A 17,581-nucleotide genomic window follows, 5' to 3' on the forward strand; every position below is an offset into this window, starting at 1 on the left:
CTAACTCCCCAGCAGGCGGCGCAAGATGACATGGCCGGGATCGAGCGGCCGCCGGAATGGTAGGCAGGCCCGCCGCGCGCCGCACAGGCACTTAACGCAAAACAAAGAAAAACTGCCCATTCGTACGCAGTTTCACAACACTATCCAGAAAGTGTTATCGGTGGTCCCGGCGCGCGTCGGCCGATGGCGCGGCCGGGCCGGAAAGCGGCGCGGACCTCGCGCGAGACCACCACGGGACGCGGCTTGTAGCCTACGGGCGTGCGCTCGTTATTCGTACCCTAAATGGTTTTTGTTGATCGGTCCGAAACGATGCCGGCCGTGCCCGTCGCGACCCGGCGGCGGGCGGCCGGTTCGTCGTCGTGGAAACGGTCGACGGCCCAGGAGAGCGCGAGAATCAACTCGTAGGCCTCATTGGCGGTGACCGTGTCGATCTGCGCCTTTTCCAGGAAGAGGCCGGTGCGGGTCAGCAGTGGGTCGCTCGTCGTTTTCATCGGGGAGTCATCGTCCGCGAATGCGGTGGCCAGGCAATAGGGCAGATCGTGCCAGATGCGCAATTGCCAGGTCAGCCGGAACAGCCATTCGGCGAGCGCGTCCCGGGGCGGAAGGGTGCGGGCCAGCTCGTCGGCACCGGCCAGCGCCTCGGTGATGCTGGTCTGCATGACGGCGGCGAGCAGGTCGTCGCGGGTGGGGAAGTTGCGGTAGAGGGTGGCGTTGCCCACGCCGGCCCGCAGCGCGATGGCGTCGAGCGAGGCGAGCACACCCTCGGTCTCGAACGTCTCCCGCGCCGCCAGCAGGATCGCGTCCCGGTTGCGCTGGGCGTCGGCGCGCAGTGGCCGGGTCGCCGGCCCGGCCGGCTTCCGGACAGCAGCCATGATCACTCCTCCTTGACTAACTGGGGACTGTCCCCACATAGTCAATCCGGGGATAGTCCCCACTTGTTGGAGGAGTCTAGATGACCACGTCTCTCGACGGCCGCACGGTGCTCGTGACCGGAGCGAACGGCGGCCTCGGCCAGTACTTCACCCGGGAGGCGATCGAGCGCGGCGCCGCCAAGGTCTACGCCGCGGCCCGTGCCCCGCAGCAGTGGGACGACCCGCGGATCCAGCCGCTGACCCTCGACCTCGACGACCCGGAGAGCATCGTCCGTGCTGCTCAGACCGCGCCGGACGTCGACCTGCTGATCAACAACGCGGCCGTCGCGCCGGCCGGTGACTCGATCTCCGGGCCCGAGGAGGAGCTACGCCGGATCTTCGAGACCAACTTCTTCGGTACGGTCCGGGTCGCGAAGGCGTTCACTCCCGTGCTCGCGGCCAACGGCGGCGGCACCCTGCTGAACATCCTGTCCTCGGCCGCGTGGATCAACGTGCCGACCGGCTACGCGGCGTCCAAGGCGGCCATGTGGTCGGCGACGAACGCGCTGCGCGTCGAACTGCGCGGCCAGGGCACCCAGGTCATCGGGCTGCTGGTCGGCATGATCGACACCCCGATGTCGGCGCGCTGGGACATCCCGAAGGTCAGCCCGCAGAGCGTGGTGGCCCAGGCGTACGACGCGGTGGTGGACGGCTCGATCGAAGTGCTGGCCGACGAGCCGACCCGGTATCTGAAGTCCCGGCTGAGCACCAAGGCCGAGGAGCTCTATCCGTGGCTGGACGAGCAGATCGCCTCGTTCGTGCCCTGAACTGCGGCTCACATCAGGGCGCTGCCGGCGCGCTGGATGCCGAAGTTGCGGGCTACCAGGTCGGTCACCAGCGACGACATGGTCTGGGTGTCGCCGCCGGTGGCGGTCCACAGCATGGCGGCGGCCGCGCCGTCGATGCGTACCGTCACGGTGGGCAGGATGCGCGCCTCGGCCACGATCGGGGGGCCGAGGTCGATGGTGACCGGCGCGGGCCGGGGCACGGTGGCCGGCGCGGCCTTGGCCTCGGGCGCGGGATCGTGGCAGATCAGGCAGCCGCCGGTGGTGCCGGTGAGGACGTACTTGGTCACGGCCACCCGGTTCACCGGTTTCCAGGAGCGCTGCCCGCACCAGGAACAGGCGACACCCGGCAGGTAGGCCTCGGCGGCGGCGTGCGCGTCGGCCGCCTCCCGCGGGTCCTCGGTGTGCTCGCCCGCGCGCTGCGGCGCGCCCGGGCTCCGGGCCAGCGCGAGCCACCGGGGCTGGGCGCCGCCGGGTGCGCACGCCCAGTAGCGCTGTGCCCGGGCGAAACCGTCGCCGTTGGCCCGGGGATGACGCCGTAGCGCCAGGTGGAGCAGCCCCCGCCCGTCGGGGCCGATCGTCAGCGTGAAGCGGTCTACCTGTTCGGTCACGGCTCGATCATCGGCATGGCCCCGGCGGCCACGAGAAAATGTTTCGGCCTGAACCCCGGCTGCTACCCGGCGCCGGGCGTGGGCTGGTGCTCAGGGGTGTCTCGCGGCCCGCGAGACACCCCTGAGCACCAGCCGGGGAAGTGCGGCGCGCTGCGGCCCGGACCGGCTGCGGCGTCGCGCGAGTCCGGCCGGCGGTTACTCCCCGACCAGGTGTGCGAGCAGCGCGAGGATCGCTCCGGTGACTCCCCAGACCAGGGTGACCTGGCCGAGCACGACCGCGGTGGTGCGGGCACCGGTGGGGACCGTGCCCGGTTGCTGAAGGACCCGGACCGCGGCGAACGGTGACACGGCCATCAGGAACGCGAGGGCCGCCGCAGGCACCGCATAGAGCATGTCCTGGTCGGCGCACGAGTCGCTGAAGCAGGCCAGCGAGATCACGGCGGCGAAGAGGAAGTAGATCACCGGCAGGGCCGCGACGACGATCGCCACCCAGAGCGCGATCTTCGCGTTCCGTGAGGCGGGGAGCCAGGCCGAGCGCCGCGGCGGGAAGGCCGCCGGGCCGGTGGGGGTGTTCGTCGATGCGGTGGACATGTGGATGATCATGTCAGGTCACCGCCGTCGATATCGGTGTCGGTTCCCCGGGCCGGTCGGGCATGATCCCGATCATGGTCACCTACCGGTTGCTGCGACAGACGAGCCGCTCCTGCCGATTCGCGAAGGTCACCGTCGAGGTCGCGCCGGCGAGCGAGACCGAGGTGGACGTGACCGCCACCGTCGACGAGGACCGGCGGCGGGAGGCCGTGCTGGGTGCCCGATGGGCCCTGCGCGACGCCGCCCCGGCGAAGGTGACCGTGACCGACGTGGTCACCACCGAGATCGACACCGGGACCGGGGACGTCTACGAGGCCACCGCCCGTGCGGTGTGGGAGGCGCTGAGCGCCGTGCCGTACGTCGGGTTCAGTGATCCGCTGATGGTGACCGCGTGGCTGGGCGACATGGTCGGCCAGCGTCTGCTCGACGTGACCGGGGCACGGTACCGGGGAGAGGGCCCGCCGCACGCCTGGCTGCACTTCGAGCACGCCGTCGCGGTCGGGCTGCACGGCCGTGGCGACACGTTGCTGCTGGCGAAGGAGTATCCGTACCCGGCGTACGACGAGACCCGGGCCGGACCGGCGTCACGGCCGGACGTGCTGGCCGGATTCGTCGGCGGGCGGCTCGTCGACGGCGCGATCATTCTCGGCCACGAGGGCGAGGCGGTCTGCGCCGGGCTGGTGCTGCGCTTCGACCGGGGTGACCTGGTGATCGGCTCACTCGGCGACGAGTGGGTGCTCGCCGTGGACACCGCGCCGGAGGCCCTCAGCCCGCACTGGACCACGCAGCCGTTCGTGCGCGGGCCCGGCGGGTAGCACGGCCATCGGGGGCAGCGGGTGCCAGCTGGCGGCGACGTCGCGCATCAGCAGCCCGCAGTCCGGGAGCGCGGAGCCGGGCGGGAACCGGACCGGGTCGTCGAAGAACGTGGAGCGCACCGAGGTCAGCTCGACCGGGGTGACCCGCCAGTCCGGGGTGCGCAGCTCCAGGCCGTCGAGCCGGTGCGGGTCCGGCGTGCTGGAGAAGCCGGCCGCTCCGCGCCGGAAGAACTCCGACGCCTGGTCCAGGTCGTCGAAGAGGCGACTGCCGGTCAGGGCTGCTGTCGTACGAACGTGGACCTCCGCGTCGCGGAAAGCGATCCGCAAGGCGTCGGGATTTTCCTGTACGTCGAAGCGGCTCAGCCGGTGATGCCCCGGGAAGACGCGGCCGCCGGCCCAGGCGTTGAGCCGGGAACCGGTGTCGCGGCGCGGGATGTAGACGCCGTGGGCGACCCCGCCGGGGGTGTCCCACTCGACGGCGATCCGGTGCGCGCCGTTCTCGCTGCGCAGGCCGACCGGCGCGGGCAGGCCGGGCGGGCGCACACCGGCCAGCCGGATCAGGCAGATGCCGGCCACCGCCCACCCGTTGACGACCTGCGGGCGCAACGGCGCGGGCAGCAGCCGCGCGGTGGTCTCCGGGTCGGTGCGGTAGTTCACGAGCAGGCGGCGCTCGATGACGCTCACCAACCGAGGGGCTCTCATCAGGGGTGCCTTCCCTTCCGGGCCGGGTTTGAGCGGTCGCTCAAGTCGGAGCCTACGCCGGTTTGAGCGACCGCTCAACCCGGTTCTCGCTAGGCTGCGGGGATGGTCCGGGATGAGCTGATGCGGTTGCGGGAGCGCGCGGAGGCCGAGGCGGTGACGCTGGCCCGGGATCTGGAGGCGCTGTTCGCGGCGTCGCGGGACTCGAACGCCGACGACGAGCACGATCCGGAGGGCGCGACGATCGGCTTCGAGCGGGCCCAGCTGACCGCGCTGCTGGCCGCCTCGCGGGAGCGGGTCGCCGAGGTGGACGACGCGCTGGGCCGGGTGGACGCGGGGACCTACGGCGTCTGCGAGCGATGCGGGCGGGCGATCGCGGGGGAGCGGCTTGCCGCGCGGCCGTTCGCCCGCCACTGTATGGCGTGCGCTTGATCTTTTTTGGACAGTGGACCCGGGTCGCGGCGGTGGTGCTCGGGGCGCTGCTGCTCGGGATCGTGGGCGCGACCGCGGGGTCGTGGGTGGCCGGGCGGGAGTTCGGGGCGCTGCCGGACGACGTCGAGGCGGTGCGCCTGGCGCAGGAGATCCTGCCGGGGACGGCGGTTGCCGAGGAGATCGACCGGCACGACTTCCTGTACGGCGCGCACCGCGGCGACGAGGAGTACGGGCCGGGGTATGTGCAGATCTCGTACCAAAAAGGGGTTGATTGCGACCTGGACCGGCTCGCCTGGCAGAACGCGGCGAAGCACGGCTGGGAGGAGGCCGGTGAGATAACCGGCCGGCAGTGCTCGAGCTGGAACTTCCGGCGCGGCGACCTGGTGATGGCCTATGCGCACCAGGGGTCCGGCACCGAGGTGACGTTCTACCGGTCCACGACGAGGTCCACGATCGGTGCGTTGATCGGTGCGCTGGGCGGGATCCTGGCCGGTGTCGCGGTGTTCCGGCCGCTGAGCCGTCGGCCGGTGGTCCTGCTCGCGGCTCTGATCCCGCCGGCGCTGGTTCTGGTCCCGGTGACGGGGCTCGTGGTGGTGGCCGCGGTGTCCGGCGTCGAGGGGCCGACACCCCAGTTGTGGAGTGTCTGGCCCGCTCTCGCGCGGCTTTTCTTCTCCTGAGACGCTACTGAGGGTCGTAGCCGCCGCCGGCGATGTCGTCCAGCAGCGACGGGCGGGACGGCTTCCAGCCGAGAACGGTGCGGGCCTTCTCGCCGGTGGCCTGCTGGTCGAGCAGCAGTGCCGCGCCGAAGCCGCCGAGCCGGTCGACAAGCGCGTCCGGGGCCTCCGGCACCACGCGGCCCTGCAGGCCGAGGCGGTGGCTGGCGGCCTCGCCGAGCTCGCGGACGGTCGGGTTGTCGCCGCTGACACCGAGGAAGACCTCGCCGGTCGCGCCGTGCGTGAGGGTCGCGAGATAGAGCTCGGCGAGGTCGTCGACGTGCACGCTGGTCCAGTGCTGGGTGCCCGGGCCGACCAGGCGCAGCGCGGCGGGCTCGCCGGCCTGCCCGGCGCCGGCCTGCTCTCCGCCGGCCTGCTCTCCGCCGGCCTGCTCGGCGCCGACGACATAGGTGATGATGCCCTTGCCGTGACCGTAGACGAGGCCGGGCTCGACCAGCAGCGAACGGATGCCCGGCGCGGACAGCACGCGGGTGTCCAGCGCCTCGCGCCAGGCGACCAGGTCCGGAGCGTTCCGGGGCGTCCGCTCGGTGATCTCCGCGCCGGAGCCGTGCACCCACACACCACCCGTGCGGACGAACGTGCCGCCGGGGCGGAGCCCGTCGAGGACGGCGTCGGCGAACGCGGTCTCGACGGTGGAACTGCTCTGGTCGCCGGGGGACGCGGTCGCGATGACCGCGTCGGTCCCGGCCGCGAGGCGACGGACGAGATCGCGGTCGTCGATGCTGCCGATCACCGGTACGGCGCCGAGACCGCGGACCCGCTCGGCCTTGGCGTCGTCGCGGACCAGGGCCGTCACGGTGTGACCGGCCGAGATCAGGGCGGGCAGCAGGGCCGAGCCGATGTAGCCGGTCGCGCCGGTCAGGAAGACGTTCATGAACGCTGTGCTCCTCGTAACGGGGACTTTGTGCACGTCAAGATCTACCCGTCCGTGGTGTTCGTGAGAAACGAATAGTCTCGATTCACCTGATCGCCCACGGCGATAAGCTGAGCCGATGGAACAGCGCCAGCTCGAATTCTTCGTCGCGGTGGCCGAGGAGCTGAACTTCACCCGGGCCGCCCGCCGGACGCACGCCGTGCAGTCGACCGTCTCGTCGAGCATCCGAGCCCTGGAACGTGACCTCGGCACACCGCTGTTCGCGCGGAGCACCACCCGGGTCGAGCTCACCGAGGCCGGCCGGGCGCTGCTGCCCGAGGCCCGGCGCTCCCTCGACTCGCTCGATCAGGCCCGCGCCGCGGTCGACGGGCTCCGCGCCGGGATCACCGGCAGCCTGCGGATCGGGACGCTGTCCGGGCTGACCGCTGTCGACATGCGCCGGCTGGTCCGCGACTTCCGGCAGCGGCACCCCGGCGTGCAGCTGAACATGCGGGTGGACGCCGCGGGGAGCGACGGGCTGCTGGCCGGGCTGCGGGCGCGGACACTCGACGTCGCGTTCGTGGGTGTGCAGTCGACGACGATTCCCGGCCTGCACCTGGACCCGATCGCGACGTTCCAGCCGCGGCTGATCGTGCCCGCCGACCACCCCCTGGCCGGCCGGTCCCGGGTGACGCGCGCCGAGCTGGCCGACGAGCCGTTCATCGATCTGCCGGTCGGGTTCTGCAACCGGGCCCGTACCGACGCCGACTTCCGCGACGCGGATCTGACCCGCACGGTGGCGGTCGAGGTGAGCGACGTGACGACGATTCCGAGCTATGTGGAGTCCGGGATCGGGGTGGCGCTGGTGCCGCCGCTGGCGACCGAGGCGGCGGCCGGCGTCGTACCGATCGAACTGGATCCTCCGGCCCGCCCGTGGACCTTGGCCGTGGCGCGGCTCAGCACCCCGGAACCGACGCGAGCGGTCAGCGCCTTGCTGGCCCTGATCGACGGCGTCGTGGTCCGGCACGGCTGCTACTGAGGTCGGCGCCGGCGAAATTCCTCGTCGGGTTCGCTGAGCACATTCGCCAGCGCTCTCGACGCCGGTGCCGGAAGGGCATCCAACGCTTCCTGCAGCAGTGCGCGGGGATGGCGACCGCAGCAATCGCACGGCAGGAACGTCCGGCCCCGTGATCGATGGTCTTCGACGGGGTCATAAAATGTGGCGGCCCGTATTGATTATCGTCGTCACGCCTGGCTCGACAGCGTAGCCCTCGGGGTTGCGGCCTCGGCACGGGACGTTTGCCGAGGGAGTGCCCTTGTCCGAGAGCTCGTGCCGTGTCTGCCATCGGGCGCCGGCCGCCGACGTCAGTTTCCATGGCCACGAAGGGCTGCTGGTGCTGATGCGCTTCAGTCGCACCGATGGGCCTTTCTGCCGGGAATGCGGCCTGGCGGCATTCCGCGACATCAGCGCGCACACGCTCATGCGGGGTTGGTGGGGTTTCGCGTCGCTGTTCATCACCGCCGGGGTGCTGGTGCTGAACGCGGTGCGCTGGGCGCGGATCCGGGTGCTGCCGGAATCGGAGCGGCCCGCCAACGATCGGACGCTGAAGCCCGGCAAACCGTTGCTGGACCGGCCGGCGGCCTACGGGCTGCTGGTGCCGGCATTGCTCGCCATCTACGTGTGGTTCAGTACCGTCCATTCCTGACCGCGCCGGTTCGGCCGAGCTGCTCCGGAGAAGGTGACAGTGCGCTGCCCTTCTCCGGAGCGCCCGGCCTGACCGTTCAGGACTCGCAGTTGACCGCGGTGTCGGGGTCGGAGTTGGGGACGCAGGTGTCGTGGTCGGCGCCGCCGTCGAGAGTGTCGATCTTGCCGTCCTTGGTGCCGTCGAGGTGGTCGTCGCCGGCGTCGCCGTAGAGGTGGTCGGTGCCGCCGCCGCCGATCAGCGTGTCGAGGCCGCCACCACCACGGATGATGTCGTCGCCCTCGGAGCCGTCGAGCCGGTTGGCGCCGTCGTTGCCGGTGAGCGTGTCGGCGGCCTGGCCACCGTGGATGTTCTCGATGTCGGTACCGATGGTGTCCTTCTCGCCGGCCTGGCCGTCGTCGGCGACGGCGCCGTCCAGGTCGACGGTGACCGGCACGAACCGCCAGTTGTAGTCGACGGTGTCGCTGCCGGCGCCACCGAGCAGCAGGTCGTCGCCGGTGCCGGACTCGAGCACGTCGTCGCCGGCGCCGCCTTCGAGGCGGTTGGTGCCGGTGTAGTCCTCCAGCACGTCGTTGCCGCCGTTGCCGATGATCACGTCGTTGCCGGCCAGCCCGGACAGCCGGTCGGGGCCGTTGGTGCCGTAGAGGTGGTCGTTGCCGAGGCCGCCGACGAGGTACTCGGCGTTGAGGATGGTGTCGCCCTCGCCCTTGCGGCCGTCGTCGCCCTTCACCCCGTCGGAGTCGGCGGTGAGCGCCTTCTTCCGGCTGGAGTAGGAAATCATGTCGGTCCCGGCGCCGCCGGAGAGCAGGTCCGCGTCCGGGCCGGACGTGTCGGCACCCTGCGCCAGGGTGTCGTCGCCGGCACCGCCGTACTCCCGGTCGTTGCCCTTGTCGCCCTGCAGGTTGTCCTTGCCGTCGCCGCCGGAGAGCGCGTCGTTGCCGTCCCCGCCGGCCAGGAAGTCGGTGCCGGCCAGGCCGTAGAGGTGGTCCGCGCCCGAACCGCCCAGCAGGAGGTCGTCGCCGGGACCGCCGATCAGCGTGTCCGCACCGGAACCGCCGGTGGCGAAGAGCGTCAGGCCGGTCCGGTTGGTGACCTTGTCGTTGCCGGAGCCGAGATACGTCACGACCTGGCCGATCTCGAGCGAGGTGGTGCAGCGGACCTTGGTCTTGTCGCCCTTGACCGCCTTGCAGCCCTTGCCGGGTTTCACCCTGACCCGGTCGTCGATCGTCACGGTACGCCCGGAGCGGGTGACCACCACGGCGTTCTTCTTGCCCGAGCCGGCCTTGAACACGACGCTGATCGGGTCGCCCCGCTCACCGCTGGTGTCCAGGTAGACCGTGCCGGTGGCGGCGGCCTGGGCGGGCGCGGCGAACACGCCGACCGCGGTGGTGGTGGAGAGCAGAGCCACGCCGACTCTGGTCAGCCAGATGGATCTGGACAATGTGGACCCCCGTCGTTCAGGCAATGTTCATCAATGTCGTCGGATCGTAGATCATCAGCGGCGCGCTGTGGTCCACGTGCGAAACGGGCGCCGCGCCTCGATCCTCCGTAAACCGTGATCGGTGGCGACGATCAGGCCGCCGGTGACCGGGCAGGCGGCCACCGAAAGGGCATCGCCGCCGACCGGCACCACCGCGAGCGTCGCGCCGTCGTTCGTCCTGAGCAGCACGACCACCCCGTCGAAGCCGAGCGCGATCATCGCGCCGTCCGCGGTGAAGCACGGCCGGGTGAACCAGCCCACCTGCGGCGTGGCCACCCCGGTGATCTCGGCGTCGACCGAGCGCTGCCAGATTACGAAGCCGTCGGTATCGGTCAGCAGCACGTCGCCGCGCCAGCCCGGCGGACGGCGCGGGTGGTCGATACCCGAGGTCTCCCAGATCGCCAGGTAGCGGCTGTCCGGGGCGAACACGGCCGCCGGGATGGTGTCGCGGGCCGCCCGTTCGATCTCGGTGACCGGCTCGAGGCCGCCGCCGGCGGTGACCCGGTCGATGCGGACGTGGGCGCCACCCTGGAACGAGCAGGTGGTGGCGAGGAACGCGCCGTCGGGAGAGAAGTCCACGCAGTCGGTCCGCTCACCGGCCTCGACGTCGGCGGTGACCGTCCGGGTGTCCAGGTCGAGCAGGACCACCCGTTCCGGGTCCAGGGCGGCGGCCAGCCACCGGCCGTCCGGGGAGAAGACCAGCGCGGAGACGTTCGCCAGCTCGCCGAGCAGTTCGGGGTCGGCGAGGTCGTCGCCGCGGAGCTCGACGGGGGCGTCGACCGGCGCGACCGCGATCAGAGGACGGAGCGGATGGACGGCGAGGTCGTGGATCGCGACGTGTTCGGTCGGCACGATCACCTCGGGCCGCGGCACCCCGTCGAGCCGCCAGCGGACCAGGGTTGCGTGCCCGGCCACGCTGACGGCGGCCCGGCCGGTCCGCACAGCGCTCTGCGCGCTACCGATAACGATCACCGGGTCGGTGGGCTCGAGCAGCGATCCGCCCGCGGCGGCCAGCCGGACCCGAACCTCCTCAGGACCGCGGCTTCGCGCGAGGTGGTGCGGGCTACTGCCGCTTTTGTCGCGTACGATCGGATTTGCGCCCTCGGCGAGCAACAGCGCGACCAGAGCGTCGTCGCCTCCCCAGACCGCATGGTGCAGCGGAGTCTCGCCGCGGCCGCTCCGGGCTTCGAGTTCCGCCCCGGCGTCCAGCAGCAGCCTGGCCTTGGCCGCACCGGCTTTGTGCAGGGGTGTGTCCCCTTGGAAATCCCGGGCGGTGAAGGACGCGCCAGCGCGCAGCAGCACGGTGACGACCTCGGGGTCCCGGGCCCGGTGCAGCGGCGTCTGCCCGAATGCGTTCAGTTGATCGAGGCTGGCGCCGGACAGTGCCCGGATCAGCAACTCGGCGATCTCTCCGGTCGCTGCCTCGTGCAACGGCGTGAACCCATTGGTCCGGCAGGCCAGCGCATCCGCTCTCGCGCCGAGCAGCATCCGGACCGCGCCGGCCGATCCGGCGCCGGCCGCCGCATGCAGAGGTGTCTCGCCCATCCACCCGCGGGCGCCCACCGCGGCCGCATCCTCGTCGAGCAACTGTCGCAGGGTGAGCAGGTCACCCTCCCGCGCCGCCTCGATCACCGCAACCTTCTGCACCACACCACCCACCTCGTCGAGCCCCGGATCCCGCCGTGATCGCCAATCCTGCCCCGGGAATGCAGGGAGGCCCGCCGCGCGGACCGCTGATCACCGCCCCCGTGGCGGTGATCATGGACCGGCGCCGGGCCGCCGTGGATGATGAGGATGACCTTAGGAAGGTCAGCTACAGCCGATCTACAAATCGGCGGTCAGCGCTTGTAGCTTCTCCCGGGCGCGCGCGGCGTCCGCGTGGCCGAGGGCTTCCAACAGTTCCAGAGCGCGCTCGGCAGCGGCGATCGCCTCGCCGGTTTGCTCGTGCGGGTCGAGGGCGTCGGCGAGGTGCAGCAGGGTGTCCGCCTCGAAGTAGTGGTCGCCGTGCTCGGCGAACAGTTCGACGGCCCGCCGGTAGCAGTCCGCGGCCTGTCTCCGGTCGTCCCGCCGCAGGTGGGCGTAGGCCAGGCTGTCCCAGGCGGCCGCGGCACTGCGGGTGTCGCCGAGCTCACGGGCCAGCTCGACCGCACGGGTGCAGTGGATCAGGGTCTGGTCGTAGTGGCCGAGCTGGGCGTGGTACCAGCCGACCGAGTTCAGCGCGTTGGCCTGGCCGTAGCGCTGGCCACCGGCCTGGAACGCCGCGTAGGCCGCCTCGGCGTGCGCGAGGGCCAGCTCGTACGAACCGGTCCGGGCGTGCAGCTGGCCCAGCGTCATGGCGGTGTGCCCCTGCGCGACGTGATCACCCAGTTCCCGGTTCATCTCCAGGGCGCGGGTGAGGTGGTCGCGGGCCTCGTCGTACCGGGCCTCGCGGCTGGCGGCCAGGCCGATGAGCCGGTGCGCGCGGGCCTGCCGGGCCAGGTCGTCGAGGCGCTCGGCGGCGGCCAGCGCGACCCGCTGGGTGGCGGCCATGTCGTGGTAGCGGCTGCGCAGGTCGAAGAACCGGGCCAGGGCCCAGGCGAACTCGGTCACCTGCCGGTCGAGTCCGGCGGCGGCCGCTGCCCGGAACACGCCGAGCAGCACCGCCTGCTCCTGGGCGAACCAGGCTTTCGCGGCGGTGGAGTCCGTGAGCGCTTCCGGTCGTACCCCGGAATCGGGTTCTCCGGGATCGGAGCGATCACCGTGCGGGACGAGCAGGTGCGCCGCGGCGCAGACGGTGTGCAGGTAGTGGTCGGTGGTGCGGACGACCGCTGCCTGCCGGTCCGGCTCGGCGTCGTCGCGCCCGGCCATCTCGACGGCATACGCCCGCACCAGGTCGTGCATCGTGTACCGGCCGGGTTCGGTCTCGGTGACGAACGCGGCCCGGCACAGCTCCTGCAGGTCGCGGCCGGCCTCGGCGAGGGTGCCGCCGGCCAGGCTGGCGGCGGCCGGCACCGTGATGTCCGGCCCGGGGTGGATCCCGAGCAGCCGGATCAGCCGTTGCGCGCCGGCGTCGAGGATCCGGTACGACGACGAGAAGACCGCGCGCACGTCGCTGGCCGCGTCGCCGACGGTCAGCGCGTCCAACTCGCTGTCGCGCAGCTCGGCGGCCAGGTCGGCCAGGGCCAGTCGGGGGTCCGCGGCGGCCCGGGCGCCGGCGACCGACAGCGCGAGGGGCAGCCCCGCGCACCGCTTGACGATCTCGTCGGCGGCTTCCGGTTCGGCCGCCACCCGGTCGGCGCCGACCCGGCCGGCCAGCATCTCGCGCGCCTCGGCCGGGCTGAGCACGTCGAGGGCGAGCACGTCCGCGCCGTCGATCGCGACGAGCCCGGTCAGCTGGTTGCGGCTGGTGATCACGGCGAGGCTGCCCGGGGTGGCGGGCAGCAGCGGGCGCACCTGTTCCGCGTCGTGGGCGTTGTCGAGCAGGATCAGCATCCGCTTGCCGGTCAGCAGACTGCGGTAGAGGCCGGCCTGCGCGTCCAGCCGGAACGGGATGCGCTGCGGCGCGACACCCAGCCCGTCGAGCAGCACCCGCAGCGCGTCGCTGGGTGTCACCGGCGGGGCGACCGGGTCGAAGCCGCGCAGGTTGACGTAGAGCTGACCGTCCGGGAACCGGGTGCGGACCCGGTGTGCCCAGTGCACCGCCAGGGTGGTCTTGCCGACCCCGGGCAGTCCGGCGATCGCCGAGATGACCACCGGGGCGGCCCGGCCGGGGAGCAGGGCGTCCAGGTGGCGCAGGCTCTGCGCGCGGCCGGTGAAGTGCGGGTGGTCGGCCGGCAGCTGTGCCGGGGTCATCGCCGGCGCGGCCACCGGGACGGCGGTCAGGCTCAGCGACGGGTCCGCGGTGAGGATCGCCTTGTGCAGGCGCTGCAACTCCTCGCCCGGTTCCAGGCCGAGCTGGCCGGCCATCGTCTGCCGCAGGTCCCGGTAGGTGGCGAGGGCATCACCGCGGCGCCCGCACCGGTGCAGGGCCAGCATCAGCCGTCCGCGCAGCCCCTCGTCGTGCGGGTGCTCGCCGGCCAGCGCGACGAGTTCGTCGACGACCGCCGCGTGTCGCCCCAGCCGCAGGTCGGCCTCGATCCGATCGGTACGGGCCGCCAGCCGCCGCTGCCGGAGCCGATCGCGCTGCTCGTCCAGCGCCGGCGCCGTGACGTCCTCGAACGGCTGGCCCCGGAACAGTGCCAGCGCCTCGCCCAGCAGTCCGGCGGCCTGCTCGGCGTCACCGGCGGACAGGGCTTCGCGGCCGCGGTCGGCGAGCTCGGTGAAGCGCTGCAGGTCGAGTTCGCCGGCGTCCACTCGCAGCAGATAGCCGGGTGGCCGGTGCAGCAGGCGGTCGTCGCCGGCGTGCGCGTCCGACAGGGCCCGGCGCAGCTGGGAGACCCGTACGTGCAGGGCGGACTGGGCGGTGCGGGGTTGCCGGTCGTCCCACAGCACCTCGGCGAGCCGTTTCGCGCTCACCACCCGGTTGGCGTGCAGCAGCAGCATGGCCAGCAGCGCGGTGCGTTGCTGGCCGCCCAGCGGGACCGGCTCACCGTCGACGGTCACCCCGACCGTGCCGAGCACGTGAAATGCGGTTGTCAGACCACTCACTCCCCAAGCCTTGTCAAGATCACATCAACCAGCTCTGAGCTGCGGAGACGTCACCGAGGTAAGCCTGCGGTAAGCGTCCGGCCAGACCCTTTCCCCAGCGAGTTGATCGTAGGGAGGATAGTCGTGACGTTGGTCCTGCGGGTGCTCGGTCCACTGGAGATCCAGAACGGGACGCGGGCGATGCGGCTGGGCGGCACCAAGCCGCGTGTGCTGCTGGCCTACCTGCTGGTGCACGCGAACCGTACGGTGCCGATCGGCGAGTTGGTCGAGGAGCTGTGGGGCGCCACCCCGCCGGCGTCGGCGGTGGCCAATGTCCGTACCTATGTCGGCGGTCTGCGTCGCACCCTGCGGTTCTGGCCGTCCTCGGTGGACGTGGTGGCCCGGCCCGGCGCCTACCGGCTCGCGCTGACCGGTGACGGTCACCGGCTGGACCTGGACGAGTTCCGGCACGAGGTGCGGCTCGGCCGCGCCAAGATGAACAACGGTTCGCCCCTCGCGGCGGCCGACCACTTCGACCGGGCGCTGGCGATGTGGCGCGGTCCGGCGCTGGAGGACCTGCGCGCCGGCGCGGTGCTCAACACGTTCGCCTCGCACCTGGAGGAGGACCGGGCGCAGGTCGCCGCGGAACTCGTCGAATGCCGGCTGATGCTGGGCCAGCCGGCCGAGGTGATCCCGGGGCTGCGCGGGAGCATCCGGGCCGAGCCGTTGCGCGAGCAGGCGTACGCGCAGCTGATGCGCGCCCTGTACCTCAACGGCGACGCGTCGGCGGCGCTCGAGGTGTTCCGGGCCGCCCGCGCGGCGCTGACCGCCGACCTCGGCATCGAACCCGGCCCGCAACTGACCGACCTGCACCGCGCGATCCTGACCGGGCGGCCCGCCGGCCCCACCCCGTGGCTGCGGGGCGCGCCGTGCCTGCTGCCGCCGGCCGCCGCCGGCTTCGTGGGCCGGCAGGCCGAGCTGGCCCAGGGGATCCGGGTGCTCACCGCCGACCTTCAGGGCGCGCTGCCGCTGCTGGCCGTCTCCGGGCCCGCGGGCACCGGCAAGACCGCTGTGGCGACGACGCTGGCCCATCGGGTACGCGGTGACTACCCGGGCGGTCAGCTCTACGCGGACCTGCACGACGAGTGCGGGGCGCCGGTGGATCCCTCCGTCGTGATCCGTCGTTTCCTCGGCGCGCTCGGGGTGCCGGCGACGTGCGTACCCGAGGATCCGGCCGAGCGGACCGGGATGCTCCGCAGCGAGTTGGCCGGCCGCCGGGTCCTGGTGCTGCTGGACAACGCGGCCGGCGAGGCCCAGATCCGCGCCCTGCTGCCGAGCACCGCCGACTGCGCCGCGATCGTCACCAGCCGCCGGTGGTTGCCGGGCCTGGACGGCGCGCACCGGATCGAGCTGGGCGGCCTCACCGAGCCCGAGGCGATCACCATGTTCACCACCGTGCGCGGCCGGCCGGCGGCCGAGGAGGAGACCGCCGCAGTGCGCGAGGTCGTCCGCCGGAGCGGCCTGCTGCCCGCCTCGGTACGGGCAGCGGCCACCCTGGCCGCCGGCCGTCCGTTGACCGAGCTGCTCGACTCTGCGCCGCCGGGTGCCGGCTCCGTCGTACCCACGGATCTTGATCTTGAATTTCTCGCGGTGTGCCGCGGTCGTGAGTGATCAGCGAACCGCCCCGGAGCGGACCGTCGAGGTCCTGGAGACCTGGGCCCGGCCGCGTCGTGCGAAGCCCTGCGACGCCGGACCGGTGCCCGGGAGGCGGCCCGCGGTCTCGCCGCCGGTCGAGCCCGGATTGGTGCGGTTCACCGTGCGGCGCAGGCCCGGATGACGGGTCTCCCACGCCTCGCGGACCCGGACAGGCAGGTGCAGATCGCGCCAGACCCGGCGCAGCATCGCCGGGTTGATCAGATCCTCGACCTCGCCGCAACCGGCCGCCTCGCAGAGCACCTGCTCGTAGGCGTGACGCAGCTGGGCGGGGTCCTGCAGGTCGTAGCGGCGGCGGCTGGCGTGCCCGCAGCTCATGTGGTGGGGCACCTCGAGGACGCCGAGGCTGTGGCCGTGCAGGTCGTCGATCCGGTCGGGGACGGCTGGGGCTCGGTGTGCGGCGCTGCGATTCCGGCGGCCGTCACGGGTGGCGACGTAGGACATGCCCTCAGGTTAGGGCGACCGGGACCACCGGTTCCGGTTGTCGCGGCCATCGGTGACGGGGGTCTGCCGGAGTGCCTGGTGGGGGACAGGATGCGCCTGGTGGCGACGGCCCGGATTCAGCAAGATCGACGGACTGGTCCAGAGTGGACCAGATCGGACGACGGCGTATCCTCGTCGGAAACCGCCGCGACGGGAGACACCACGATGACCGAGAGTGACGCTGCCGCCAAACTGGACACCAGCGTGCCGCACTCGGCGCGGGTGTGGAACTACTGGCTGGGCGGCAAGGACAACTTCCCGGTGGACCGGGCGGTCGGCGACGACTTCGCGAAGCTCTACCCGGACATCACCGTGGTGGCGCGGCACTCGCGGGCGTTCCTGCGGCGAGCCGTCACGTTCCTGGTGACCGAGGCCGGCATCCGGCAGTTCCTGGACGTCGGCACCGGCATGCCGACCGCGGAGAACACCCACCAGGTGGCGCAGGCCGCGGCCCCGGACGCGAAGATCGTCTACGTCGACAACGACCCGTTGGTCCTGGCGCACGCCCGGGCGCTGCTGACCAGTACGCCGGAGGGGCGCACCGACTACCTCGACGCCGACCTGCACGCGCCGGAGCGGATCCTCACGGCGGCCGGCGCGACGCTCGACCTGAGTCGGCCGGTCGGCCTGATCCTGATGAACATCCTCGGTCACGTGCCCGACGCCGACCAGGCGATCCTGATCGTCCGGGAGCTGCTGGCCGGCCTGCCCTCGGGCAGCTACCTGATCACCGCCGACGGCACCAACGTGCTCGACGGGCCGGCGTTCGAGGAGGCGATCGCGGTGTGGAACGCGAACGCGCCGCTCAGCTACCACCTGCGGCACCCCGACGAGATCGCCCGTTTCCTCGACGGCCTCGAGATCCTCGAGCCCGGCCTGGTCCCGTGCTCACGCTGGCGGCCGTCGCCGGACGCGGCCGGCGAGGACCTGCGCGAGGTCGACGAGTTCGGCGCGGTCGCCCGCAAGCCCTGACCCGGCTCATCCGTCGACGACGTCGACGAACCCCATCTCGAACGGGAACAGCCGCACCTGATGCCGGCGCCCGCCGTGCTGTTCCGCGTCGGCCAGCCAGTCGAGCACAGCGGTCGCGAGCTGCCGCGGCAGGCCGGCGAGGGCGGCGTCGTCACGGGTGTTCATGCCGCGCGTACTGTATGCCCGGTCCTGTT

18 protein-coding genes are annotated in these 17,581 nt (G+C 72.2%); 8 read left to right on the plus strand and 10 right to left on the minus strand.

Annotation, left to right across the window (positions count from 1 at the left end; genetic code table 11):
• Positions 1–278: 278 nt before the first annotated feature.
• Positions 279–872 carry a TetR/AcrR family transcriptional regulator gene (locus Apa02nite_RS38705; protein WP_203829476.1) on the minus strand — a complete coding sequence of 198 codons (594 nt, stop codon included), beginning with the start codon at positions 870–872 and terminating at the stop codon, positions 279–281.
• Between the two features lie 80 nt (positions 873–952).
• Between Apa02nite_RS38705 and Apa02nite_RS38710 the strand changes: the two genes are divergently transcribed.
• Positions 953–1,678, plus strand: coding sequence for an SDR family oxidoreductase (locus Apa02nite_RS38710; RefSeq protein ID WP_203829477.1), 726 nt, complete (start codon positions 953–955; stop codon positions 1,676–1,678).
• 8 nt (positions 1,679–1,686) lie between these two features.
• On the opposite strand, the gene Apa02nite_RS38715 is transcribed toward Apa02nite_RS38710, so the two are convergent.
• Complete coding sequence (locus Apa02nite_RS38715) at positions 1,687–2,307, minus strand: hypothetical protein (protein WP_203829478.1); 621 nt, start codon at positions 2,305–2,307, stop codon at positions 1,687–1,689.
• 195 nt (positions 2,308–2,502) lie between these two features.
• Entirely contained in the window at positions 2,503–2,898 is a 396-nt protein-coding gene (locus Apa02nite_RS38720) for a hypothetical protein (RefSeq protein ID WP_203829479.1), read from the minus strand.
• A 74-nt stretch (positions 2,899–2,972) separates the two neighbouring features.
• Here Apa02nite_RS38720 and Apa02nite_RS38725 point away from each other — a divergent pair, with 74 nt between their 5' ends.
• Entirely contained in the window at positions 2,973–3,713 is a 741-nt protein-coding gene (locus Apa02nite_RS38725; protein ID WP_203829480.1) for a hypothetical protein, read from the plus strand.
• Here Apa02nite_RS38725 and Apa02nite_RS38730 read toward each other — a convergent pair.
• Entirely contained in the window at positions 3,615–4,397 is a 783-nt protein-coding gene (locus Apa02nite_RS38730) for a DUF2071 domain-containing protein (RefSeq protein WP_203829481.1), read from the minus strand. The genes Apa02nite_RS38725 and Apa02nite_RS38730 overlap by 99 nt on opposite strands.
• Before the next feature lie 120 nt (positions 4,398–4,517).
• Between Apa02nite_RS38730 and Apa02nite_RS38735 the strand changes: the two genes are divergently transcribed.
• Positions 4,518–4,844 (plus strand): TraR/DksA family transcriptional regulator, encoded by a 327-nt coding sequence (locus tag Apa02nite_RS38735; RefSeq protein ID WP_203829482.1) that lies wholly within the window; start codon positions 4,518–4,520, stop codon positions 4,842–4,844.
• The gene (locus tag Apa02nite_RS38740) at positions 4,841–5,521 is read left to right on the plus strand and encodes a hypothetical protein (protein WP_203829483.1); all 681 of its coding nucleotides are present in this window, start codon (positions 4,841–4,843) and stop codon (positions 5,519–5,521) included. Before Apa02nite_RS38735 ends, Apa02nite_RS38740 begins: the two co-directional genes overlap by 4 nt.
• A 4-nt stretch (positions 5,522–5,525) precedes the next feature.
• Here Apa02nite_RS38740 and Apa02nite_RS38745 read toward each other — a convergent pair whose 3' ends face one another.
• A complete protein-coding gene (locus Apa02nite_RS38745) occupies positions 5,526–6,452 on the minus strand; it encodes an NAD-dependent epimerase/dehydratase family protein (RefSeq protein WP_203829484.1) in 927 nt (308 codons plus the stop codon).
• A 118-nt stretch (positions 6,453–6,570) separates the two neighbouring features.
• Here Apa02nite_RS38745 and Apa02nite_RS38750 point away from each other — a divergent pair, with 118 nt between their 5' ends.
• Positions 6,571–7,470: a LysR family transcriptional regulator gene (locus tag Apa02nite_RS38750; RefSeq protein WP_203829485.1), complete on the plus strand. Its 900-nt coding sequence runs from the start codon at positions 6,571–6,573 to the stop codon at positions 7,468–7,470.
• A 277-nt stretch (positions 7,471–7,747) separates the two neighbouring features.
• Positions 7,748–8,137 carry a hypothetical protein gene (locus tag Apa02nite_RS38755; RefSeq protein WP_203829486.1) on the plus strand — a complete coding sequence of 130 codons (390 nt, stop codon included), beginning with the start codon at positions 7,748–7,750 and terminating at the stop codon, positions 8,135–8,137.
• A gap of 76 nt (positions 8,138–8,213) precedes the next feature.
• Here the strand turns inward: Apa02nite_RS38755 and Apa02nite_RS38760 are convergent, their stop codons facing one another.
• From Apa02nite_RS38760 to Apa02nite_RS38770, 3 genes are all read right to left on the minus strand, one after another.
• Positions 8,214–9,575, minus strand: coding sequence for a calcium-binding protein (locus Apa02nite_RS38760; RefSeq protein ID WP_239164839.1), 1,362 nt, complete (start codon positions 9,573–9,575; stop codon positions 8,214–8,216).
• Between the two features lie 54 nt (positions 9,576–9,629).
• Positions 9,630–11,264, minus strand: a complete 1,635-nt coding sequence (locus Apa02nite_RS38765; RefSeq protein ID WP_203829487.1) for an ankyrin repeat domain-containing protein — start codon at positions 11,262–11,264, stop codon at positions 9,630–9,632.
• A gap of 174 nt (positions 11,265–11,438) precedes the next feature.
• Positions 11,439–14,240, minus strand: a complete 2,802-nt coding sequence (locus tag Apa02nite_RS38770) for an AfsR/SARP family transcriptional regulator (protein ID WP_203829488.1) — start codon at positions 14,238–14,240, stop codon at positions 11,439–11,441.
• Between the two features lie 123 nt (positions 14,241–14,363).
• On the opposite strand from Apa02nite_RS38770, the gene Apa02nite_RS38775 reads away from it, so the two are divergent.
• Entirely contained in the window at positions 14,364–15,890 is a 1,527-nt protein-coding gene (locus tag Apa02nite_RS38775) for an AfsR/SARP family transcriptional regulator (RefSeq protein ID WP_203829489.1), read from the plus strand.
• Here the strand turns inward: Apa02nite_RS38775 and Apa02nite_RS38780 are convergent, their stop codons facing one another.
• Positions 15,891–16,376: a hypothetical protein gene (locus Apa02nite_RS38780; RefSeq protein WP_067691124.1), complete on the minus strand. Its 486-nt coding sequence runs from the start codon at positions 16,374–16,376 to the stop codon at positions 15,891–15,893.
• Between the two features lie 204 nt (positions 16,377–16,580).
• On the opposite strand from Apa02nite_RS38780, the gene Apa02nite_RS38785 reads away from it, so the two are divergent.
• On the plus strand, positions 16,581–17,387 hold the full coding sequence (locus Apa02nite_RS38785; protein WP_203829490.1) for an SAM-dependent methyltransferase: 807 nt from the start codon (positions 16,581–16,583) through the stop codon (positions 17,385–17,387).
• A 6-nt stretch (positions 17,388–17,393) separates the two neighbouring features.
• Here the strand turns inward: Apa02nite_RS38785 and Apa02nite_RS38790 are convergent, their stop codons facing one another.
• The gene (locus Apa02nite_RS38790; protein ID WP_203829491.1) at positions 17,394–17,552 is read right to left on the minus strand and encodes a hypothetical protein; all 159 of its coding nucleotides are present in this window, start codon (positions 17,550–17,552) and stop codon (positions 17,394–17,396) included.
• Positions 17,553–17,581: the final 29 nt, after the last annotated feature.

The sequence above is a fragment of the Actinoplanes palleronii genome (assembly GCF_016862315.1).
Taxonomy (GTDB): Bacteria; Actinomycetota; Actinomycetes; order Mycobacteriales; family Micromonosporaceae; genus Actinoplanes; species Actinoplanes palleronii.